This window comes from Hyunsoonleella ulvae (assembly GCF_016827605.1).
Lineage (GTDB): Bacteria > Bacteroidota > Bacteroidia > Flavobacteriales > Flavobacteriaceae > Jejuia > Jejuia ulvae.
The window spans coordinates 289,924-313,562 of sequence record NZ_JAEPJQ010000004.1 but is presented as its reverse complement, the minus strand read 5'-3'; the positions used below and the strand labels follow the sequence as shown (position 1 = coordinate 313,562).

Genomic DNA, 23,639 nt, shown 5'->3' with positions numbered 1-23,639 from the left:
TTTACAATATGAGGGTTTTAAAGCAGCTTTTTAGTTTCTACATCAATAGCAGTATACATGTGGCTTTAGCGGTTTATGCTTTAACCTATGCGACACTTCTGGAGTTTAATTTGTACTACGATGTGGATGTGCTTTATTTTGTGTTTTATGCTACAATTACGGGGTATAATTTTGTGAAGTATTTTGGACTCGCAAAGTTCCATCATAGAAGTTTGGCAGGGTGGTTAAAAGCTATCCAGATTTTCTCTTTTTTCTGTTTTCTTTTAATGGGATACTACGCCCTTAATTTGCGATTAGAAATACTAATTTATCTCAGTGCTTTTGGTTTAATCACTTTTTTTTACGCGATACCATTTTTACCAAAGCGTTTTTTTATTGATAAAAACCATAACCTGAGAAGTATTGGTGGTTTAAAAGTGTATGTGATTGCTCTTGTTTGGAGCGGTGTTACTGTTTTTTTGCCTTTGTTAAATAATGTATATGAAATAAACGCTGATGTTTATGTTACAGGTATACAACGCTTTTGCTTTGTTATTTTGTTAATGCTTCCCTTTGAAATTCGCGATTTAAAGTTCGATAGTCTAAGGTTGTCTACCATTCCGCAAAGGATTGGTGTAAGATATACCAAGATAATTGGGACTATTATGGCAGTATTTATTTTCCTCTTAGAATTTTTTAAGGATGATACATCGAAGACCCAAGTTTTGGTTTTAGCGCTAGTACAGCTAATAACTGTTTTGTTTTTAGTATTTGCACAAAAAAACCAAAACAAATATTACAGTTCGTTTTGGGTAGAAAGTATACCTGTTTTATGGCTTGTTGTATTATTAGTGCTTAGATAGTTCTTCTTGAAATTTAGACGCCATGGATTCACGTTCCTTAGGACTAAGAGAATCTGTTTTTGCAGATTCTAGAACTTCAGTAAGTTTTGTATTGCGCTTATAATAAGCTCTGGTAATCCTGCACCAAGATAATCTTATGTTAAGTTTAATTTTTTCCCATGAAGAAGCTTCATCATATTGTGCTTTGTCACAAATGTGTTTTGCTTCGTCACAGCTTATAAATAGCAACTTTTTTTTCATCATTAAAACCAATTTTTTTCAAGGCAATCTGCCATTGCAGTTCTTGCTCTGTGGATGATAACCCAAAGGTTAGACGCAGTAATATCTAACTCATTACAAATAACTTCAGTTTCGTAATTTAAAATAGTTTTCATTTTAAAAACATCAGCTTGCTTTTGAGGCAATTTGCCTAAGCAGTTATGTATGGCATCACCTAATTCGTTGTTTTGAAGGTTGTCTTCGGCAGTTTTATCAAAAGGATCTGCTACACGTTCTTCTAACCAATCGCCTTCACTATCAGCGTCGTTATAATTTATTCTTACTTCAGCCTTACCTTTGTTAGAATTAATTTTTCGGTAATGATCAATTATTTTACGTTTAAGGATTGAAATGAGCCAAGTGCGTTCACTAGCTTCTCCCTTAAAGTTTTTCATGGACTTTAACCCGGCCAAAAAAGTTTCCTGTACCAAATCTTGGGCAATCTCACGATCACTTACACGAGTTATAGTGTAATTGAATAGGTAATCAGAGTAAAGGTCAATCCACTTGTTAGGATCAATTTTATGGTTGGGCATTCGTGTAGCTCTTTTTTTTGAATTTCAAAAATAAGGTAAAATTTTCATTTTATCTAAGAATTTGATTCTGAAGCCTTTTTTTACTCTTAACACTAATTTTAGAACCTATTGACAGAATTACAGATTCTGGCTTTATATCATTTAAAAATTTAAAAGTATGTCAGTATGTTTTTTCAAAATCAACATCAATATCATACTCTTTTACTACTAAATGCTTCCACCTTGGATGCTCAACTTCATACTCTAGAGTTTTAAGACCATTTTTAGTATAACCAAAATAGTGTTCAGTTATAAATTCATCCAATGTGTCTTCTATTATAATTTTAGGAATCTTTTCTGTTGTAACAGAAATAGACTGCCATTCCTCATTGATTAACCATTTATATTCATAAAAATTTGAGTTTTTGTTTTCATTTACATTGTGCTTCATTTTCATAGTTTCGTAGTGTTCTTTGTAAATTGAATTTGCTACAAAAGTGATTAGGGGTTTTGGTACAATTTCTTTTATAAAAACAACACCTCTTTTGTTGTTTTGTTTTACATAAAATCTAAGATTAACTTCTTCAAAATTAATGTGGTTTTTAAGTTTTAAACCAAGCACTTTAGTATTTTTAAACATGAACCCTACTATGCTTATGTAGCATTTTCCATTAAAAAGGTCTAGGGCAGTTCCATTAGGTATATATGGTAGTAATAGATCTGGATCTACCGCGTAATTAATCAATAATAAGTTTTCCCAATTGGCTTTTAAAAATGTCATTTTTGTTATTCTTTGAGGTTTAACAATGCCTTTTCAATATTTGGATATTCAAATACAAAACCATTATTCAGTAAACGTTTAGGGATTACATATCTACTTTTTAAAATAAGTTCAGTTTCGGTACCAATTATCTTAGCTCCCAAATTTAACAATGATATTGGATGAGAGATTCCAAAAGACACTTTCATGACCTTTCTCAGTGTTCTCATTAGAGTAAAATTATCGATAGGCTCTGGTACACATAAATTGAATACCCCATCAAGATCTTTATTCCTAATTAAAAAATTTATGGCTTCACAGAAATCAGATTCATGAATCCAGCTTACTTTTTGTTTTCCCGAGCCTTGTTTACCACCAAAACCAAACCTTACAAGGTTTTTGAGTGGGATTAAAGCCCCTCCGTTTTTACCCAGAACGATGGATGTTCTTAAAATCACTTTTCTGGTTTTCGCTGTAACAGTTTTTTTAAAAACTGATTCCCAGGATTTCGCGATATTCATAGAAAAGTCATCTCCAATTTCTCCGTTGATTTCACACATTTTTTTATCATAAGAATTTCTGTAAATAGTAGCTGTAGAAGAGTTTAGCCATACTTTGGGCGGTTTTTTACAAAGGTTTATGGCTAGACCAAGTATATGTGTAGACTCTATTCTGGAATCGTGGATTAACTTTTTGTTTTTCTTGGTATATCTACAATTAACAGATTTACCAGTTAGATTGATTAATGCTTCTGAGCCTTCAAGAGCTTCAGTCCATGTGCCTAAATTTTTTCCATCCCATAAAATATCGTTCTTTTGTTTGGGGTTTCTGGTTAGGATTTTAACGTTATAGTTTTTTGCTATAAAATATGCGTTTAACACTTGTCCAAGAAATCCGCTTCCACCTGCAATTATTATTGTTCTCATTGTTTTTGAATTAAATATGTTATGTAAACAAAATAGCTAGCAATTATCATTGGAATTACAAAAACAAATAAGACCTGTATTACATCATCTTTAATTCCAGATGATTTAGAAATTACCCAAATAAATGATAATATTCCCAAAACAGACATCCAGTATCTTTTCATATGCTTCCTGATGTCTAAGTTGAATTTTTTTAAAGAAAAAAGTAAAATTAGTGCTAAAATAAGCTGAATAACACCAAGTAAAAACTGTGCATACATACCATACATAACAAAATAAATAGTTATGTATGGTATAATTGTTAAAATATAAAAGCAACAGTTTGCACAATGCAAAATTTTCATGATATTATGAGTTATTAGGTTGAGGCTTTACATTTTTACTAGTCTGCCTAGAAATTCGTCTTCCTCTAAAGAAAAAGAACAAATTAATAAATAACATTATCCCTAAGTAGATTGAAAACCCACCAATTTTTTTGCTTAGTATTTCAATAAGGGCTTGGTAACTCATTCCACTACTACTGTAGTAAGAGATTTTTAAAATTAACATAGCCCAACCAATGTTTATGAGATAAAACCCTATTTCAAATAGTTTATTGGTTGCAGTGGCTATGTCTTCTTTCCCTTTAAATATATCTATCATAAATAACTTTCCATTTTTAAAAAGTGTTTTAGAGACATAAATTGTGAGGGTTATTACTAATGGTAAATAGATTAAATAGCCGATAATGATTTTTGAATTCTCCATGATTTATTGTTTTATTGATTTGTATTTTACGAGATAGGTAAGCCAAAACACATTGTTGTAATGTAATATGGCAAGACCAAGTATTATTATTCCCAAATGGTAACTTAAAGTGTTTAACATTTCTTGAATTGAGTGTATGTTTTCCCAATAAGCAATGGTAATTATGGCATAACCAAGATTTACTAAGTAGTAACCTATTAACAATAGGTTATTGATACTCTTTACCAGAGATGTGTCCCTGAATAGATTTAGAAGAAATAATTCTCCATGTTTATAGAATAACCATCCTACATAAATCATTATGAAAAAAATAATAGGTATGTACAGACAGTATGTGGCAATGTTATAATTCATTTTTAATATTTTTAAACTTTCAAAAAATATTGAAAGTTAAATTCAAATTTTTTTATTTAAATAATTTCATTAATGATTTAGTAATCCAGTTTTGTTCTTGGTTTGCTATTTTGTTTAATAGGGAATCAGCAGTATCGGCTAAATCATGTAACGCTTTGGTTTGTTTAATTAATTCTTTTGTTTTTGCAGTGCCGTCGTCTTTAATGGAGCTAACTTCTTTCAAAACTTTTATTACTGGTTTTATTTCTCTACGGCTACGTTCTTTTGCAATATGCCTCGCTAGTTCTTGTACATCTTTTTCTGTGCTAAAGAATTCTTTACGTTCCCCTGGTACCAACTCTTTAGTAACAATACCCCAATCCATTAATTGGCGGAGATTCATGCTAGTGTTACCACGAGAAATTTTAAGTTCTTCCATAATCTCTTCCATGGATAATGGTTTTGTAGAAATGAACAACAATGATTGAATTTGAGCCATAGCTTTATTGATACCCCACATAGATCCTAAACTTCCCCAGGTACTAATAAATTTTTCTTTGGCTTCTTGATATTCCAAAATCAGTAATTTTAAATTCTGTTACAAAGATATAAATAATTTCTAAACTTTCAATAATTATTGAAAGTTTATTGTTTCATTATAAATAAATACCGTTTTTTCGTTTTAGTTGCTTTGGTTTCCATAAACTTCCCTAAGCTATTTGTCATCCGCATTGTTCCACTGAACTTAACCGAAGTATGATGTGGAATTCAGTTTTCTACTAATTGGATTCCTGCCTACGCAGGAATGACAGAAAGAGGTATCAACTTATTTCAACAATCCTGCACGTTTCAGTAAAGCCTCAGGCTTAGGCTCTTGCCCCCTAAAGCGTTTATAAAGTGTCATTGGGTTTTCTGTCCCACCTTTGCTTAATACATTATCTTTAAATTTATTGGCAACTGTTGTATTAAAAATACCTTCTTCTTTAAAATATTCAAATGCATCAGCATCTAAAACTTCTGCCCATTTATAACTGTAATACCCAGAAGAATAACCTCCTTGAAAGATATGGGCAAAAGCGGTACTCATACAATTTTCTGCAACATCAGGATAGAGTTTAGTGTTTTTAAAGGCATCACTTTCATGTGCTTTAACGTTTGTGATACCTGTAGGGTCTTGTCCGTACCAACTCATATCCAATAATCCAAAGCTTAGTTGGCGCAGGGTTTGCATGCCTTCATGGAATGTCGCTGACGCTTTAATTTTTTCAACTAAATCCATCGGAATCAATGCTCCAGTCTCATAATGTGTTGCAAATAATTCAAGAGCCTCTTTTTCATAACACCAGTTTTCCATAACCTGACTTGGCAATTCTACAAAATCCCAAAACACACTAGTGCCTGATAAACTTGGGTAGGTGGTGTTTGCCAGCATGCCGTGCAGCGCATGTCCAAACTCATGAAATAAGGTAGTAACTTCGTTAAATGTTAATAGTGAAGGTTTGGTTTTAGTAGGTTTCGTGAAGTTACAGACTATGGAAATGTGTGGCCTGCTATTTTCTCCGTTTTTTATGTATTGCGGTTTGTAAACTGTCATCCACGCACCATTACGTTTCCCTGGTCTTGGAAAATAATCTGCATAAAATATAGCTACAAACTTACCTTTGCTATCAGTTACTTTATAGGTTAAAACATCATTGTGATATTTATCAATGGTATTAATTTCCTCAAAATGTAAACCAAATAACTTTTCAGCTATTTTGAAAGAGCCATTAATCACGTTTTCTAGTTTAAAGTATGGTTTTAATTTTTCATCATCTAGACTAAATAGTTTTTGTTTTAATTTTTCAGCATAATAAGCCCCATCCCATTTTTGGAGTTGATCGATACCATCTAAATCTTTGGCAAAATTCTCAAGACTTGCAAATTCGCGCTCAGCAGCGGGTTTTGCTTTTTCCAGTAGCTCATTTAAAAATTTCTGAACATTTTCGGGTGTTTCTGCCATACGCTCTTCTAAAACAAAATGCGCATGTGTTTTATAGCCTAACAGATTAGCCCGCTTGTGTCTTAGTTTTACGATGTCTAAAACAATACTCTGGTTGTCAAGATCATTATTTTTAAATCCTTTAGATCCGGCAGCTAATGCTAATTTTTTACGTAGTGTCCTGTTATCTGCATAAGAAACAAAGGGGATGTAACTTGGATAGTCTAAAGTAAATAACCAGCCTTCTTTGCCTTTAGATTCTGCTAATTGTTTCGCAGCTTCTTTGACACCATCGGGCAATCCAGATAAATCTGCTTCATCAGTTATTAGCATTTCAAAAGCATTAGTCTCGGCTAGTACATTTTCTCCAAATTTTAATTTTAGCTTGCTTAGTTGCTTATCAATGTCGCGTAGCTCCTCTTTTTTGTCTTTGGAGAGGTTAGCGCCGTTTCTAGAAAAGCTTTTGTATTTTTTGTCTAATAAGGTTTGCTGTTCTGTGGTGAGATTTAAGTCGTTTTTAGCATCGTAAATTGACTTTACACGTTTAAATAAATCTTCGTTTAGGGTAATATCATTACTAAATTCTGAAAGTAAAGGCGATACGTCTTGTGCTATTTTTTGAATATTCTCATTGGTTTCGGCAGAATTTAAATTAAAGAATATACTTGAAATTCTTTCTAGTTTTTCTCCAGAAAAATCTAAAGCTTCAATAGTATTCTCAAAACTAGGTAAAGCTTCATTGTTTACAATATTATCTATTTCCGCTTTGGCATCTGCAATGGCTTTTTTAAAGGCAGGAAGATAATCTTCATCTTTAATTTTAGAAAATGGAGCAGTGTTATATGGGGTATTAAAACCGTTCGTCGATGCGTATTCAATCATATTTAATAAAAAAATGTTAAAATCAGTATTTTATTATGCATGCATAATAAAATATTTATAATTAATTTATATTTTTGCCCTGATTTTTCAGAGGAGTTAACTTTTAACTCGTAAGAATTATTGTTAATAGCTAATGAAACCTCGATATTATATCGGGGTTTCTCTATTTTAGGTCTTTAGCAGACTGGTTAACCTTAACTTTTAAGCCTTCTTTGTACGCTATTACTTTATCTAGAACACATGTATCATGAGCTCCTATAATTTGTGCAGCAAGTATTCCAGCATTTTTAGCACCATTTAAAGCTACGGTAGCTACGGGTACGCCTCCAGGCATTTGTAAAATGGATAGTACAGAATCCCAACCATCAATAGAATTACTACTTTTTACAGGTACGCCTATTACTGGAAGTGGCGATAAAGACGCTATCATACCAGGTAAATGGGCTGCGCCACCAGCACCGGCAATGACAACAGCAAAACCTCTAGTATGGGCATTTTTACCGTAATCGAATAGTTTTTCTGGAGTACGATGTGCTGATACAATATCAACTTCAACTTCAATATCAAAACCTTTTAAGATGTCTATCGCATCTTGCATCACAGGAAGATCACTTTTGCTTCCCATTATTACACCCACTTTTTTCATATTATTCACTTATTACTTTTATTGATTTTTTTACGTCTTCTGCAATACGTCTTGCCTCGTTTAAATCTTCATTAACAATGGTAACATGTCCCATTTTTCTAAATGGGCGTGTTTGTTTTTTGCCGTAAATGTGTGGTGTAACACCATCCATGGTTAGTATGTTTTCAATGTTTTCATACACCACATTTCCAGAGTACCCTTCTGCACCAACTAAATTTACCATCACACCACCAACTTTACTGTCGGTTCTTCCTAAAGGTAAATCTAAAATAGAGCGTAAATGTTGTTCAAATTGGGAGGTATAACTGGCTTCTATGGTTTGGTGACCAGAGTTATGGGGTCTTGGAGCTACTTCGTTAATTAAAATAGCATCATTTTCAGTTTGAAACATCTCAACAGCTAGTAAACCAACATGATTACATGCTTTTGATACCTCCAAGGCAACTTTTCTAGCTTTTTGTGCAACGTCATCTGGGATTCTGGCAGGACAAATTACATACTCTACTTGGTTAGCTTCTGGATGGAACTCCATCTCAACTACCGGAAAAGTTTTTATCTCCCCTGATGGGTTTCTTGCTACAATTACCGCTAATTCATTTTTAAAAGGGATTAATTCCTCAGCGATACATTCTCCTTTTGGTAGATTTTCCAAATCAGATAATTGTCTTACTACTTTTACGCCATTACCATCGTATCCAAATTGTGCCGCTTTCCATACAAAAGGCAAGCTTAGTCCGCCATTACTTATCGCATCTTCAATTTCTGATAGATAGGCAAACCTTGTAAACGGAGCGGTAGGCAAATCATTATCCAAATAAAATAATTTTTGTGTAGCCTTGTTTTGTATGGTTCTCAGGGTTTTTGAGGCGGGATATACTTTAACACCCTCTTTTTCTATAGCTTCTAGGGCATCAACATTAACGTTTTCAATTTCAATGGTTAAAACATCAACGTTTTTACCAAAGTTATACACCGCATCATAATCCATTAAATCGCCTAAATGAAATTCATCACATGCAATCTTAGAAGGAGCAGTATCACTAGCATCTAAAACACAGGTGTAAATGTCAAACTTTCTGGTGTTGTATAACAACATTTTACCAAGTTGTCCTCCACCTAATATGCCTAGTTTGAAATCTGAAGAGAAATAGTTCATTAGTAACTCTTATGGAATTAAAATTAAAGATGCACAAAAATACACTTAAATAACAAATTCTACAGCCAAATGATAAATCAAAACATCGCAAATCGTAAATCATTTAACTATCTTTGCCTTTTTCAAATTGTAAACGGTGATAAAACTTCACGATAAATATTTTAAGCCCTTTATTTCTGCAAAAGATATTGAGACTGCAGTAGATAAATTGGTGACTGAAATTGCAAACGATTTTGGAGATGAAATTCCTGTTTTTGTGGGGATATTAAATGGCTCGTTTATGTTTGCAAGTGATTTTGTGAAGAAATATCCTAAACCTTGCGAAGTTACATTTATAAAACTGGCGTCTTACGAAGGTGTAAAATCTAGTGAAGATATTCAACGTTTAATTGGATTAACACAAGATTTAACAGGCAGGACTGTAATTATTTTAGAGGACATTATAGATACAGGAAAAACGCTTGCAGAAGTACACCGTATTTTTAAAAATGAAAAGGTAAAGACATTAAAAATAGCCACACTGTTTTATAAACCTGAAGCATACAAAAAAGACTTTAAATTACATTATATAGGAATGGAAATCCCTAATAAATTTATTGTAGGTTACGGTTTAGACTATGATAATCTTGGTAGGGATTTACCAGAAGTTTACCAAATTAAAGAAACACAACACATGACCAACTTAGTACTATTTGGCCCTCCGGGAGCAGGTAAAGGCACACAAGCTAATTTTTTAAAAGAGAAATATAATCTAGTACACATTTCTACTGGAGATGTTTTTAGGTACAATATTAAAAATGAAACAGCTCTAGGGATGCTTGCCAAATCTTATATAGACAAAGGTGCACTGGTACCAGACCAAGTTACTATAGATATGCTAAATGCCGAAGTAGAGAAAAATGCAGATGCCAATGGATTTCTTTTTGATGGTTTTCCTAGAACAACGGCACAAGCCAAAGCTTTGGATGAATTAATGGATAGCAAGGACTCTCAAATTAATGCTATGATTGCACTAGAAGTAGAAGATGAGGTTTTGGTAAAGCGTTTGTTGGAAAGAGGAAAAACTAGTGGAAGAGCAGATGATGCCGATGAAGGCGTTATTAGAAACCGTCTCAAGGTGTATTACGATGAAACTGCAATCGTGGCAGATTATTATACCGATCAAGATAAGTTTATAGCCGTTGACGGTGTAGGCAGTATAGAAGAGATTACAGAACGTTTAAGTGCGGTTATAGATAAACTTTAAGTTTGTTTGTCATTCCTGTGTAGTTGGGAATCCACATAAAATCATTTACTTTTAATTAAATATATTCCCGCTTTTGCGGAAATAGCAGAAGTCATGACAGAAGGTAATTTTGTAGATTATGTGAAAATGTATGTGGCCTCAGGCAAAGGAGGTCAAGGCTCTGCACATTTACATCGCGAGAAATACATTACTAAAGGTGGGCCAGATGGAGGCGATGGTGGACGCGGAGGACACGTAGTCATTAGAGGAAATTCTAACCTTTGGACGCTACATCACTTAAAGTTTAAAAAGCATATTCGCGCAGGTCATGGCGAGCATGGTAGCAAAAGTAGAAGTACAGGAGCAGATGGCGAAGACGCCTATATTGATGTGCCTCTGGGAACTGTAGTTCGGGATACCGAAACCAATGCCGTAATCTTTGAAATTACCGAACACGGACAAGAAAAAATTATTGTTGAAGGAGGAAAAGGAGGCTTAGGAAATTGGCATTTTAAATCGTCCACCAACCAAACGCCACGTTATGCGCAACCTGGTTTACCCATGGAAGAAAAGTATATTACCATGGAGCTAAAGGTACTGGCAGATGTAGGACTTGTAGGTTTTCCAAATGCTGGAAAATCAACATTGCTTTCAGTAATCACTTCAGCTAAACCCAAAATTGCAGATTACGAGTTTACTACGCTTAAACCTAACTTAGGTATTGTAGAATACAGAGATTTTAAAACCTTTGTAATGGCAGATATTCCAGGGATTATTGAAGGAGCTGCCGAGGGAAAAGGTTTGGGACATTACTTTTTACGACACATAGAACGTAATTCTGTACTATTGTTTTTAATTCCTGCTGATGCTGATAATATTAAAAAGCAATACGATGTTCTTTTAGATGAATTACGTCGTTACAACCCAGAAATGCTGGATAAAGAACGCTTAATAGCTATTTCTAAAAGCGATATGCTAGACAGCGAGTTAAAAAATGAGCTTAAAACCGAGTTAGATAACACACTTCCCATACCTTATTTGTTTATTTCCTCTGTAGCGCAACAAGGTATTACAGAACTTAAAGATAAGCTTTGGGGTATTTTGAATGATTAGTGTGCCTGCCTGCTGGTAGGCAGGTTACCCTCCTTAGGTAGGGTCGGGCTTTAAGCAGTCACTCTCTGAGAGGAGCTTCAATCACACGATGGCGTGACCTAATCCCTAATGCGGGTGTATTTGCTAAAACCGCTCATTAATCCAATCGGTAATTATTTTTAAGGCTCTGGGCGAAAAGGTTTCTTCAATAGTTTTATTTTATAAGTTATAAAATGGAATAATTTTTGACTAATTTTAATCAAAAATAAGCATTATGAGACGACTCTTAGCGCTAATGATAGTATTTACAGCCCTATCTTGCGCACCAATTTACGTGAATTATGATTATGATAAGGCTGTAGACTTTTCAAAATACAAAACCTATCAGTATTTTGGGGATATGGAAACTGGACTAAGCGAACTGGATACAAAACGCTTGTTGGATGCTATAGACGCTAAACTTAAGGCTAGCGGATTTACAATTTCTGAAACCCCTGATTTTTTAATAGACATTAAAAGTGAAGAGTTTCGTAACGTACAAAGAGAAACTGTAGGCGTTGGTGTTGGTGGCGGTGGCGGTAATGTAGGTGGTGGTATATCTATAGGACTACCTATAGGTCAATCTAAAATGACTAGACAACTCACATTTGATTTTGTAGATGCTACAAACAAGCAACTATTCTGGCAAGCCAATAGCGAATCTAGTTATAACCCCAGAGCTACACCTATTAAGCGAGAAGAACAATTTGCTGCAATAGTAGAAAAGGTATTTAAGAAATACCCTTTATTTAATTAACTTCATATATTACTAAAATCAAAAATTGTAGAGATGATTCAAAATAAAGTCGCCTTAATTACAGGAGGGTCAAAAGGTATTGGGTATGGTGCTGCCGAAGCATTAATGCAAAAAGGTGTAAATGTAGCTATAACCAGTAGGAGTGAAGTGGCTGCAAAAGAAGCTGCAGATACTCTAAATAGAACTATTTCAACAGATGCAAAAGCCATTGGTATAGCAGCTGATGTAAGAAATTTTGAGAGCCAACAAAAAGCAGTTGAAGCTGTAATGAGTCATTTTGGACAATTAGATATACTTATAGCCAATGCAGGTTTAGGTAGGTTTGGAAGTATTGAAAACTTATCTGTCGAAGACTGGAATGCAGTTATCGATACAAATTTAACTGGGGTGTTTTATTCTATAAAAGCAGGAGTAGAGGCTTTAAAACAAACCAAAGGTTACTTTATTACTATTTCTAGTTTAGCGGGCACTAATTTTTTTGCTGGTGGTGCAGCGTATAATGCAAGTAAATTTGGAGTAACGGGTTTTACCCAAGCAGTAATGTTAGATTTAAGGCAACATGGTGTAAAAGTAAGTACTATAATGCCAGGGTCTGTTTCAACACATTTTAATAATAACGAGCCTAATGAAAAAGATGCTTGGAAAATTCAAATAGAAGATATTGGTAAACTTGTGGTGGATTTGTTAGAAATGCATCCAAGAACATTGCCTAGTAAAATAGAAGTGCGACCTACGATACCACCTTCAAAATAAAACATCTAGTTTCTAATTATTTTTCTACTGGTAAGGAGTGCGTTGTTCGAGTAAAAATGAGCAATGTAAATTCCAGAACTTAAATCACTAATATCGACATCATGCGGTTCATAGTTAGTAAGTGTTAAAGATTCCAGTTGTTTGCCATCTAAACTGGTAATAACTACTTTAAGGGTTGTGTCTATATTGCTTTCAACTTTAAAATTTAGCACCGAGTTAGCTGGGTTTGGGTAAATAGAAATAGTATAGTTATTAGCAGTAGCATCGATATCCTCAATACTTAAAGCTGAGTAATTTACAGTCCAAGTTACGGTGCTAATGTGAATGGATACATTGCTATCTACTCTAAGCATTGGGCTTTTATCAGTAATCACTGCTGTTAACGTATTACTTCCATCTATCACATCAGTTTCTAAAAGGGATAACATATCTACATTATTCGCCATGGTGTTTCCGTTTAAAGTCCAAACACTTTCTAAAGTATTGGGAGTAGGTTTTATAAGTGTTAATTCAAAATCTAAAGGAAAAGTTGGATTCTCTATACTACTTGAATTGTTAGGAGTAAAATCATCAACTGTAGATACCAGATCATGGATTTTTAAAACCATACCTTCTTTACATACAGCACCAAAAGGTTTGTCTATAAATTCCATAATGGAATTATCATGAGGTTTATACCAATCGGTACAGTTGCCTGTAGTACAATCGTATTGATAAATACCAACGCTATTGATATTTAACCAATTTTTCCACCTTACATGAGTAGGATTTGTTTCTCGCGTCATATTTATGGCTTCTCCAGCAAGTATGTCTCCTGGGTAATACTCGTCTTTTAAGTCAAATAAAGAGTGTCCTATTTCGTGCATCATTACCTCGGTACTCCAAGTCCCGTTGTATGCCATAGGGAATTCTCCTCCACTACCACCGTATTCTGGAGAATTTACCAAAATTAGTGCTTGGTCGTAATTTGGGAAACTGTCAGCTAAAAGTGATAGTATCTTTGCTTCAGTATTGTTGGCATTATTGCCATCTATTTCGTAATAAAGTAGTCGGGGACTACCAAAAGAATCGTATGTAGCGTTAAAATATGTATCTACAAATATTCCATCTGTAGGGTGGTCTGCACCACTTTCGTTTGATGGTACCTTTATAGCGTATACATTAAAAAAATCAGCATACTCAGAAAAAGGCGATTCACTAAACATTTCGTTAGTTAAAGTAGTGGCATCTGTAATAAAATCAGATAGTTCACTGGCTTGGTAGCCCTCACTTAAGATGACCAAGTTAATGCGTTTATTATCGTCGCCAGAAATTTTAATGGTTTCAATATCAAAAACTTGAGCTTTTATTGTCGTGCTCAGTGCAAGAATTAAGTAAAAAAATAATTTTTTCATTTTATTTAAGTGGCACTTTAATAAGTTCAATGGTATTTTGTAAACTATCAATTATATTGCTTAAAGTTATAAATTCTGCTTGAGGATGTAATTGTAGCCTTAATGAAAGTGGCGTTTTGTTTTGTTCAATTTTCTGTGCTGAAAAGCTTAACGAGTCATCTAAGGCTTCGACTATTTTAACTAGAGGGTTTTTTACGTATACGGTTTTTAACTCGAATGAGTCTTTGTCTAGTTGCGAACATTTTAAATCATCAACAGTTGGATACTTGGTAAACTTTTGGCCACTATTTTTTAACTTTCCATCGGTTACTCTTTTGTTTATCAAAGTTACACGTTTGCCATTTTCTGTTTTTTGAACAGAATAATTTATAAACAATAGTTTTGGGTTGTTTTCTGGAATTATTTGTTCAGGCGCAATAGCTTTTTTGGTTCCACATGAAATAAAAACCAATGTAATAAGGAAATACATGGTTTTTAGAAGATGATGATATGTTATTTTGGGGCGTTTCATCATCACAAATTTAATAAAAATAAAAAAGAGGCGATAAAGCCTCTTTTTTATGGATTAACGAGAGCTTAGGAAAGTAAGGCTTTGTATTTGTCTTTATACCCAATAAGTGCAATAATATTTAAAACTAAAAGTACAATAGCACCTGCGCTATTTGCTGGATCTAAGGTTAAGTGGAACAGCACAGCGTTAACCGAGATACTCATTAAAATTAATGCAAGTAGTGCTCCAAATTTGTTGAAAATAAGCGCTAATCCTGCCACTATTTCAACAATTCCAACTAACGTTATAACTTTAGCAGATGCAAGTGCAGCGAAATAGGCACCGGCCTCGGCAGACATTTCCCCAAATGGGATAAAATGTAAAAATTTGTTTAATCCGAAAACTAAAACAAAACCCCCAAGAAGTATTCTAAGAGCCATAAAAACTTTTGAATTCATAATCTTATTTTTTATAGTTAGTAATATGAAAGATAAGGTTTTATAATTTAACCTTTGTTTGATGTTTTGTCGTAAAGACGAATTTAGCCTAACAATCAAGAGACTTTGCCGTTTACAAGAATCATTTTACCACTCATCATAATCTCACTTTATTTAGTGTATTTGTAAGATACCTTTACATCATCAATCATCAATCAAAAAACGAATAATGTTATGATTAATTTAATTAAAGTTTTAATTAGTTTTATAGTTAATATTATAGACATGCTTATACACTTAATGTGTTAGTATTATATAGATTTACAAAAACATAAGAGCTGAATTTATGTTGAACACAATACATTAAAACTCAAATACAAAAGAAAATAATAGAAAGGTTTATGAATTAGTCAAGTATATAAATTGAGTTATTTGAAACTTATTATAGAATTGTATGAGATAAAAGCAATACATGAAATTATCATTAAATAAATATTACATTATATTTAGTCTTATAGGCTGGGTCTTACTATTTACAACTACACTGGCAATACCTAAAATTTTTATAAGATCAGAAGAATTAGAATATAAATTCAAACTATATTTCTGGGCAGAAAGTGTTTTATGTGGGGTATTTGCTTTTTTATGTAGTTATATCATATCATTATTCATTGATTACAAGTTGAATATTACTAATTTAAAACAGAATATTTGGAAGCTTATTATTGTTTTTGTTGGAGTACAGTTATTATATTCTTTAATAATCTGGCCAATTTTGGATACTGCTGCTTTCCACATCAGAGGTACTAATACTTCTGTTACATTTAAAGGTAAAATATATAATTTGTTTTATTTTATGACGCTATTTTTTGTGTGGTTTTTTGTGTTTTTAACCATTAAAATATATCATCAATTAAAATCAGTTCAGTTAAAACAAATACAACTAGAGAGTAATTTAAGAGAATCTCAACTTAACACACTAAAAGGGCAAATTAATCCACATTTTATGTTTAACAGTTTAAATAATATTCGTGGTTTAATATTAGAAGATGTTAATAAAGCTAGAGTATTGCTTACTAGTTTATCAGAAACATTGCGCTATTCGTTAACTAAAAGCGATTCAAATTCTATAGCTTTAGAAGATGAGTTAGATATGGTTGAGAATTACATTGCGGTTTCTAAAATACAGTTTGAAGATCGGCTTAAATTTATAAAGAACATTGATGAATCGTCACTAAATATCAAAATTCCGCCAATGATTATTCAGATGTTAATAGAAAATGCCATAAAACATGGGGTTTCTAATTTAAAAGAAGGTGGTAAAGTTAGTCTAAGTTCAAAAGTAGCAGACAATCAATTAAAATTAGAAGTTTCCAATTCGGGGCATTTAACGCAAACTAAAACTGGCACACAATTGGGTATTCAAAATATTAAGAGACGTTTAGAATTACTCTATGGAGATCGTGCTACATTTAACTTAGAAGAATTAAATAGTAATGTAGTTGCCACTGTAAAAATTCCTTTGCAATGATACAATTAAAGGCCGTTATAGTTGAAGATTCACGTTTAGCTCGTAATGAATTAAAAGAGCTTATTAAAGCGCATAATGAAATAGAAATATTAGGAGAAGCAGCCAATGTAGATGATGGTTATAAGCTAATTATAGAAACAAAACCTAATCTAATATTTTTAGATATAAATATGCCTGAGAAAGATGGGTTTCAACTTTTGGAAATGCTAGATGACGTACCTATTGTCATCTTTACAACAGCATTTGATGAGTATGCTATTAAATCTTTTGAATACAATGCGTTTGATTATTTGTTAAAACCTATAAATCAAAAACGATTCACTCAAAGTATTCATAAGGTTATTGAAAAAGCTACTGATAATTTATCGCCTGAAGCGAATAGCAATAATACTTTAAGTTTAGATAAACAGATTTTTATTAAAGATGGCGAAAAATGCTGGTTAGTAAAAATTCAAGATATTTCTATGTTTGAAATCGTTGGTAACTATACACGCGTATTTTTTGAAGACAATAAACCATTAATCTATAAATCGTTAACCCAAATAGAAGAAAAGCTACCAAAAGATGTTTTTTTTAGAGCAAACAGACAGCAGATTATTAATATTAATGAGGTTAAAAAAGTAGTGTCTTGGTTTAATGGCAAACTAAAAGTAGAAATGAATTCTGGAGAAGAAATTGAAATCTCCAGAAGACAATCCTATATTTTTAAAGAGCAATTAAGTTTTTAGTTCACTTTAATTCTAACACCTTCACTGTGGCTGTTATATTCAGGAGCATACATGCTTTGTATAGTTGTAATACCGTTGCTCATGTCTCCAGTATTATTAACTCTTAAATCATATTCAAATACATAAACGCCTTTGGGTAAATAATCAAAAAAGAAGTTAGTAGAAGCATCTTTAGTACTTTCATAATAGCCTAAACCATCTTGCCATTTGTATTTAGACAATACATTAACAGGTTCTAAACCAGAGGCTCGCATATCTTTCATGTGTAAGAATTCCATGTTTCTGTCGCTTCTTAATTCTATACGCACTCTAACTAAATCGCCTACTTTTAAATTAGAGTTTGCGGTAATTTCTGAAATTTCTTCGCCTGTATCAGTATACTTTTTTAAGAATAATGTTTTCTTTAGTTGTAACGGTGTTTCCGCTGAGGTTATCTTGTCAAGATCTTCAAAATATTGCCAATATAAAGCACCCCATGCAATGCCTTTCCCCTTTTTGGAGATACTAACATTTCCCATTTTTGGTTTAATTTCAGAGGAATTCCAAGAGGTTTTAAAATAACCAGTCCCTGCTTCTACAGCAACATCTTCAAGTTTTGAGAGTTCTATACTTTGTCCGCCTAACACCACATCAACCATATCTATAACTGATAACCAATCGCTTCCTTGAAGTAATAAGGCATAAACAGCTTCAGTAGTAGCCTTTGTGGTTTTCCACCTGTTAGTTTGTTTGTTTTTAAGTAACCAGATTTTAAGGTTGTCAATAGTTTTGGTGTTTTCAGATTCAGGTTGAATGGTATTACCAGCTTCTGAAAACGTTTCAATCATCAATGCTTGAGTTTCAATAGGAGCTTGGTGCCAATACCAAGAGTTGGTGTTGGTTTTCCAATACATACCTAATTCATCAGAAGTGATACTTGTTTCTTGCAGTGAATTCAAAATTTTAGCAGTTGTACTATTATCATTATTTCTATGAGAAATCAAAGCCATCATGCCTTTAGCATATAGCGAACGTTTCAGCCAATATTTCTGAATTTGCGTTTGGTAATACGTCATAATTTTTTCAACTTCTTTTGATGTTTCTATTTCAGGAAAGAAGCTACGCATGTAGAGGTAATGCAATTGCGTATAATTTAAATGATCTTTATTTAAATCTACTTTAGCATTGTATTTTCTAATGTCTTTATACCCCTTTATAAATTGAGCGTCTAAGTAGGTAATAGCTTTTGAAATCATAGACGATATTTCATCATTATGGGTAACATCAAGTTTATTGAGGTGCCCAAATCCAGCAATAATGTGTTGTGTAATGTATCGGTTTTCGTAGCCACCTTTAAACCAAGACCAACCACCTGAAGCCATTTGGTTAGATTTTAGTTTGTTAATGGCAGATTGCAACTCATTATTCATCTTATTCAAATCAAATAATAAAGCAATACGTTTTTTCTGTTCAGCTTCACTTTGTGCATCACGCAGCCACGGTGTTTCTTGTATTAAAATGGATTTTAACTCTTGATTTTTTTCAAGGTTTGAAATAAGAGCATCTTGAGATGCCCATTGATTGAATACTTCTTGAATTCTAGGGTTAGAGTTTGCAATATGGCTTGCTAAAGCATTGGCATAATATCTAGAAAATGTTTGCTCATTACACTCGTAAGGATATTCCATTAAGTATGGTAGGGCTTGAACCGCGTACCATGCAGGATTAGAGGTCATTTCTAAGGTTAGCTTATGATGTTTTAGTGTAGTTGAGGTGTTGGTTTTTAGTTTATCTAAGCTAAAACTTCGTGTTTCGTTACTCTTTACCCACATTGGTAAGGTTTCGGTAACTAACATTCTATTGCTTAAAACGGGTAATGCATTTTGTTCGCCATCGCTAAAATCTCCAGTAGTTGCTAGAATTTTATATTGAATGGCTTGTACATCATCTGGGATTGATAAATTCCAAGATACTTGGGTGTTACTTTTTGCATCAACCGAAAAAGAAGCCCCTTCTAACTCGCCAGAAGGTGAGGAACTGAGCAACTTGTGACTAATATTTTCTCCAGAAATAGCATCAGTTAATATTAATTTGGCCTGACCACTTAAAGACTTATCTGTTAAGTTTGAAATTTTACTACTTATGGTAATGTTATCGCCCTCACGTAAAAAACGCGGTGCATTGGGAATTACCATGAGTTCTTTTTGAGTTACGGCAGTTAAAGTTGTTGTTGCACTTTCTAAAGATTTAGTGTGTGCTAACAATTGTAATTTCCATTGGGTTAACGCCTCTGGTGTTGTAAAACTAAAGCTTATGTTACCATTTTCATCTGTTTGTAATTGCGGGAAGAAAAAGGCAGTTTCTTGCAAGTTTTTGCGAATTTTTATGTTTTTGAAATTTCTCTCTCTACCTTTAACTATTTTAGCTTTTTCTAGTTTGATATAGTATTCCGGATTATCTATTGTATCTACTCTTGTGTATTTTGCTTCTTTTACAAAATATCCAGCTTCTTCATCGGCAATTTCATATTGTATAGATTCTTCAACTTCATGATTTGCCTGAACGCTAGGTATTGCATTTAATAAGCCTTGGATTTTATTCTCCCGTTTAAACCTTGACGTATTACCAAACCTAAATCCAAACCAATTCAACTTATCATAGCCTTGCGGTTTAAGACGATGTGAAAACCGCTCTTGGTAGACTCTAAAATGTTCCGTTCCAAAGCTTGAGTAGGCATCCATGTTTAAATTGCTGTAATAACTATGATGTTGAATAGGATTAAAATCCCATTGGTGTGATTTAAATTGGTCTAAAGACGCATCATACATACTCGCCAGTAATTCAGCACTCACTTTATCGCCTTTAGGACCTTTAATTTTAAATTGCCAAGTTTCATCGGTTCCGGGTTGTAGTTTATCCCTAAAGGTTAGTGTTTCAATTTCTAAATCAGTTTTTGGATAGGGTACCGCAATAATTTTAGTGTCTGCATGAAAACTATTAAATGCCGCAAAACTATAATTAACGGCAAATCCACCTAAGTCATTTGCAGTAACTGGAACACTAATCACTCTTTTATTGTTGTTTAATGTGATGGTTTCTTTTTTTATGATAGTGTTGTCTTTCTCTATCATAACTGTTACTACTAAGTTTTTAGCGGTAGAACCAATGGTTATTAAAGCTACATCTCCTGCGTTATAAGACGGTTTGTCTGTTGATATGGAAAATAACTGTTGGTCTGTTAAGGTTTTATCTTTGTCGCTGTATAGCGTAGTTCTTATTTCATCCTTTACTAGTTGTCCAAAATTATCCTTACTTTCTAAAGTAATTGCATATGTTCCAGAAGCCCATTTTTTAAGTCTTCCTAAAGCAATGTTTTTAGAGACTTCAGTATCAAACTTAGTTTCAAAAACTATAGCACCTTTTTCCCAATTCGTAGGGTCATCTTCATTATTATACGCCTCATGAGGGAACAGTATTTTAAACTTGTCTTTAGATAATTCCTGATAATCAGGAGCTGGCCAAGGTCTGGGTCTTAAAGTAAGTTTGGGCGGTATTAACTTATGTATTTTTATAATACCTTTTGCAGGGGCATACTCGCCATTTAAGTTTTTAGAGTCTATAGTAATTTTATGGTCTTTCTGCTTTTTATCTAAACGGTCTGCAATAGTTATGTTTGCAATTAAGGCATGGTAACCAACATTTACGGTGGTTGTAGCACTTCTGGTTTCTCCATTTATATCAGTAACATCGGCGGTAACTTCATATTTAAAAATAGGAAGTTTGTTTTTATCGACACTTTTATCGGGTATTGCCTTAAATGTGATGCTAAAATCTCCAGAATTATCTGTTAAGGTTTCACCATGCGTAACTTCTTGAGGTTCCGTTGTCAAATAGGGGCGATACCAAAAGTACCATCGTGGATACTCTACCTTTCTATGTACACGATATACCACCTTGGCATCGGTAATGTTAGTGCCAGAAAAAGCTAAAGCGTTTCCTTTTATAGTAACCGAATCGTTAACCTTATAGGTTTCGGTAACGGGATTAAAATTGGTTTCAAATTTTGGGCGTTTGTATTCTTCAACTGAAAAATACTGTCTGGAATTTAATCTAGTGTTGTTCTGAGAATTTAGCTGTAAAAAATAGTTGCCGTTTAGGCCTGTATTTGGTAAAATAAATTCCCCTGAAACGGAACCAAAATCGTTTGTAACCAATTCTAGTGTCTTAAGGTTTTCTCCGTTTACATTGAACAAAGCTACGCTCAGGGGTTCTTTTGCCAATACTTTAGATTTACCTTCTTCGGCTTTTATGGCTATACCTTTAAAGTAAAGTGTTTGCCCTGGTCTGTAGATACTTCTATCAGTAAATAAAAAAGCATTGTATTGGGTTTTTCGTTTTGGGCTTTTATACCGTTGATTTAAATAATAATCTCCAAAATAGGCTAGCTCGTTTCCGTGTTTTATTTTAAGATTTATATTTCTGTACCAACCGCTACCTAACTTTTTTAATTGTATTTGCCCAAGTTGGTCTGTAACGTAATTTGCAAATTGGGCATTTCTGTTGTTTGATTTGTAATACGACATTTCAACTTTAGCACCAACAATAGGACTCCCATTATTTCTATCTATAATTTGAAATAGTTTATGGTCTTCCGTGTCGCTTTCAACGAGTGCCATATCAGTAACCTGTAATTGGGTAAAAGCAAAATTATGTTCGTTGTTGGCATGGGTTGTTGCTATAATTAAATACCTGCCATTAGTGAGTTTTGGCACTGTAACTTCAGCAGTATGGGTTTGATAATCGCCTTCGTTTTTTAGGTTGCTTTCCCATGAGGTTGCTAGTTTTAATTTTTTAATGAATGCCCACTGTTCGTCCCGTTTATATATTTTATTGAAGGCTTTAATTTGTTTTTCAGAGAGTTGATAAGCTTTAAAAGTAACGGCTTCTAAATTTTTGTAACGCACTAAAACACGTGAATACTGTTCTATTGGTAAAAATGCTTCTGCTGTAATTTGAAGTGATTCGTGACAAATTTGAGACTTTAAAACGCTACATTTTTCAGCTGCACGACTCTCAGGAAACTTAGCGATAACCGTATCGCAAATATCAAATGCTTCTTTAGCTTTCCAACGGTACGTTTCTTGTTTTTTGGGTATGTAGTCTTTGCTTTTTTCGAAATAAGATAGAGCGGTTTCAAAATCATATAGACCTGAAACTTCATGTTCTTGTAAACCTTTCTTTTCAGCTTCTAAAGTGGCTAAAAAAATACTGTCTTTATCAGTAAATGTGGCATGTTGGTTTACAAATTTTAATCGCTCAATATTTACATCCACCAAAGCTAATGGCGCTTCATCTTTTAAATGAAAACGTGTTAAAGCTTTATAGATCTTTAAAGCATGTAATTGTAACGAGGTAGTGTCTTTGGTGTCAATATTTAAGACGGAAAACGTTTTAGCGTCGGCTAAATATTCAGGTTTATCAATTTCGAACTTATATGCAGGTTTGGTAATGTGAGTTTCATTGGTTTTATAAAAATCTAATGCATCGTGCGCAAGTACATCAAAAAGAGTAGGCCTAAATTGTTTAGAATTCTCTTGTTCATTTAAAAGTACACTGTATTTACTAATAGGCTCCATTTGTAGCAATAATGCATTGTTTAAAGCGTTTTGAAAATGTATATGTACTTCATTAAATAAGGTTTGCAAATCCCAAGTTCTAAAATCCTTTATGTCAACTTTGTCAGCAGTTTTGGTACGATTGTAAAACTTCCATCTATTTTGTTGAAAATACTGCCAGTATAAATTAGCCAAAAAGCTTTCTAGGATATTTTTTGTAGGGAATTCGCTTTTAGCAATTTCAGCTTTAAAATTATTGATGATGTTAAGTTGTGCATCTTCCTCCAAAACCAAGGCATATTTACTCTTAAATAGCATAGTTTTTATAATTTGGGGGTGGTTGCTCTCTTTTTTAGCTTTTAATGCGATAGCTTCTACTTTCTTTAATGCAGATTTTGGTAATCCTTCTTTTTCAAACTTTTCAACAGTCTCCCATAAGTGCTCGTAGTTGTTGTGCTGCGCTTGGGATAGGTTTGAAAATAGTAAAATCATAAGGAGTACTATGGTTTGTTTCGCTAGTGCTAAATTCATTTTAATTTCATTTTATATCTAA

21 protein-coding genes are annotated in these 23,639 nt (G+C 33.3%); 7 read left to right on the top strand and 14 right to left on the bottom strand.

What is annotated here, in order from left to right; all coding sequences use genetic code 11:
- Positions 1–8: 8 nt before the first annotated feature.
- Entirely contained in the window at positions 9–842 is an 834-nt protein-coding gene (locus tag JS605_RS12640) for a UbiA prenyltransferase family protein (RefSeq protein ID WP_203258078.1), read from the top strand.
- Here the strand turns inward: JS605_RS12640 and JS605_RS12635 are convergent.
- The 10 genes from JS605_RS12635 to JS605_RS12590 form a co-directional block, all read right to left on the bottom strand.
- Positions 828–1,085 carry a hypothetical protein gene (locus JS605_RS12635; protein ID WP_239000341.1) on the bottom strand — a complete coding sequence of 86 codons (258 nt, stop codon included), beginning with the start codon at positions 1,083–1,085 and terminating at the stop codon, positions 828–830. The genes JS605_RS12640 and JS605_RS12635 overlap by 15 nt on opposite strands.
- On the bottom strand, positions 1,085–1,636 hold the full coding sequence (locus JS605_RS12630) for a sigma-70 family RNA polymerase sigma factor (RefSeq protein WP_203258077.1): 552 nt from the start codon (positions 1,634–1,636) through the stop codon (positions 1,085–1,087). Before JS605_RS12630 ends, JS605_RS12635 begins: the two co-directional genes overlap by 1 nt.
- Positions 1,637–1,796: 160 nt before the next feature.
- A complete protein-coding gene (locus JS605_RS12625; protein WP_317194154.1) occupies positions 1,797–2,396 on the bottom strand; it encodes a YqjF family protein in 600 nt (199 codons plus the stop codon).
- Between the two features lie 5 nt (positions 2,397–2,401).
- A complete protein-coding gene (locus JS605_RS12620) occupies positions 2,402–3,301 on the bottom strand; it encodes a TIGR01777 family oxidoreductase (protein ID WP_203258076.1) in 900 nt (299 codons plus the stop codon).
- A gap of 348 nt (positions 3,302–3,649) precedes the next feature.
- The gene (locus JS605_RS12615) at positions 3,650–4,048 is read right to left on the bottom strand and encodes a hypothetical protein (RefSeq protein ID WP_203258075.1); all 399 of its coding nucleotides are present in this window, start codon (positions 4,046–4,048) and stop codon (positions 3,650–3,652) included.
- 3 nt (positions 4,049–4,051) lie between these two features.
- The gene (locus JS605_RS12610; protein ID WP_203258074.1) at positions 4,052–4,402 is read right to left on the bottom strand and encodes a hypothetical protein; all 351 of its coding nucleotides are present in this window, start codon (positions 4,400–4,402) and stop codon (positions 4,052–4,054) included.
- Between the two features lie 52 nt (positions 4,403–4,454).
- Entirely contained in the window at positions 4,455–4,958 is a 504-nt protein-coding gene (locus JS605_RS12605) for a GbsR/MarR family transcriptional regulator (protein WP_203258073.1), read from the bottom strand.
- 249 nt (positions 4,959–5,207) lie between these two features.
- Positions 5,208–7,244 carry a M3 family metallopeptidase gene (locus JS605_RS12600; protein WP_203258072.1) on the bottom strand — a complete coding sequence of 679 codons (2,037 nt, stop codon included), beginning with the start codon at positions 7,242–7,244 and terminating at the stop codon, positions 5,208–5,210.
- A 163-nt stretch (positions 7,245–7,407) separates the two neighbouring features.
- On the bottom strand, positions 7,408–7,890 hold the full coding sequence (gene purE / locus JS605_RS12595) for a 5-(carboxyamino)imidazole ribonucleotide mutase (RefSeq protein ID WP_203258071.1): 483 nt from the start codon (positions 7,888–7,890) through the stop codon (positions 7,408–7,410).
- 1 nt (position 7,891) lies between these two features.
- On the bottom strand, positions 7,892–9,046 hold the full coding sequence (locus JS605_RS12590; protein WP_203258070.1) for a 5-(carboxyamino)imidazole ribonucleotide synthase: 1,155 nt from the start codon (positions 9,044–9,046) through the stop codon (positions 7,892–7,894).
- A gap of 136 nt (positions 9,047–9,182) precedes the next feature.
- On the opposite strand from JS605_RS12590, the gene JS605_RS12585 reads away from it, so the two are divergent.
- The 4 genes from JS605_RS12585 (at position 9,183) to JS605_RS12570 (ending at position 12,912) form a co-directional block, all read left to right on the top strand.
- Entirely contained in the window at positions 9,183–10,292 is a 1,110-nt protein-coding gene (locus tag JS605_RS12585; protein ID WP_203258069.1) for an adenylate kinase, read from the top strand.
- A gap of 93 nt (positions 10,293–10,385) precedes the next feature.
- Entirely contained in the window at positions 10,386–11,384 is a 999-nt protein-coding gene (gene obgE, locus JS605_RS12580; protein WP_203258068.1) for a GTPase ObgE, read from the top strand.
- 253 nt (positions 11,385–11,637) lie between these two features.
- Positions 11,638–12,159, top strand: coding sequence for a DUF4136 domain-containing protein (locus JS605_RS12575; protein ID WP_203258067.1), 522 nt, complete (start codon positions 11,638–11,640; stop codon positions 12,157–12,159).
- 33 nt (positions 12,160–12,192) lie between these two features.
- Complete coding sequence (locus JS605_RS12570; RefSeq protein WP_203258066.1) at positions 12,193–12,912, top strand: SDR family oxidoreductase; 720 nt, start codon at positions 12,193–12,195, stop codon at positions 12,910–12,912.
- Between the two features lie 5 nt (positions 12,913–12,917).
- Here JS605_RS12570 and JS605_RS12565 read toward each other — a convergent pair whose 3' ends face one another.
- The 3 genes from JS605_RS12565 to JS605_RS12555 form a co-directional block, all read right to left on the bottom strand.
- Entirely contained in the window at positions 12,918–14,306 is a 1,389-nt protein-coding gene (locus tag JS605_RS12565; protein ID WP_203258065.1) for a T9SS type A sorting domain-containing protein, read from the bottom strand.
- 1 nt (position 14,307) lies between these two features.
- The gene (locus tag JS605_RS12560; protein ID WP_203258064.1) at positions 14,308–14,817 is read right to left on the bottom strand and encodes a hypothetical protein; all 510 of its coding nucleotides are present in this window, start codon (positions 14,815–14,817) and stop codon (positions 14,308–14,310) included.
- Between the two features lie 65 nt (positions 14,818–14,882).
- Complete coding sequence (locus JS605_RS12555) at positions 14,883–15,254, bottom strand: DoxX family membrane protein (RefSeq protein ID WP_203258063.1); 372 nt, start codon at positions 15,252–15,254, stop codon at positions 14,883–14,885.
- Between the two features lie 451 nt (positions 15,255–15,705).
- Between JS605_RS12555 and JS605_RS12550 the strand changes: the two genes are divergently transcribed.
- On the top strand, positions 15,706–16,764 hold the full coding sequence (locus JS605_RS12550; RefSeq protein ID WP_203258062.1) for a sensor histidine kinase: 1,059 nt from the start codon (positions 15,706–15,708) through the stop codon (positions 16,762–16,764).
- The gene (locus JS605_RS12545; RefSeq protein WP_203258061.1) at positions 16,761–17,492 is read left to right on the top strand and encodes a LytR/AlgR family response regulator transcription factor; all 732 of its coding nucleotides are present in this window, start codon (positions 16,761–16,763) and stop codon (positions 17,490–17,492) included. The genes JS605_RS12550 and JS605_RS12545 overlap by 4 nt, the downstream gene beginning before the upstream one ends.
- On the opposite strand, the gene JS605_RS12540 is transcribed toward JS605_RS12545, so the two are convergent.
- Positions 17,489–23,617: an alpha-2-macroglobulin family protein gene (locus JS605_RS12540; protein ID WP_239000340.1), complete on the bottom strand. Its 6,129-nt coding sequence runs from the start codon at positions 23,615–23,617 to the stop codon at positions 17,489–17,491. The two genes, JS605_RS12545 and JS605_RS12540, sit on opposite strands and share 4 nt — an antisense overlap.
- Positions 23,618–23,639 lie beyond the last annotated feature (22 nt).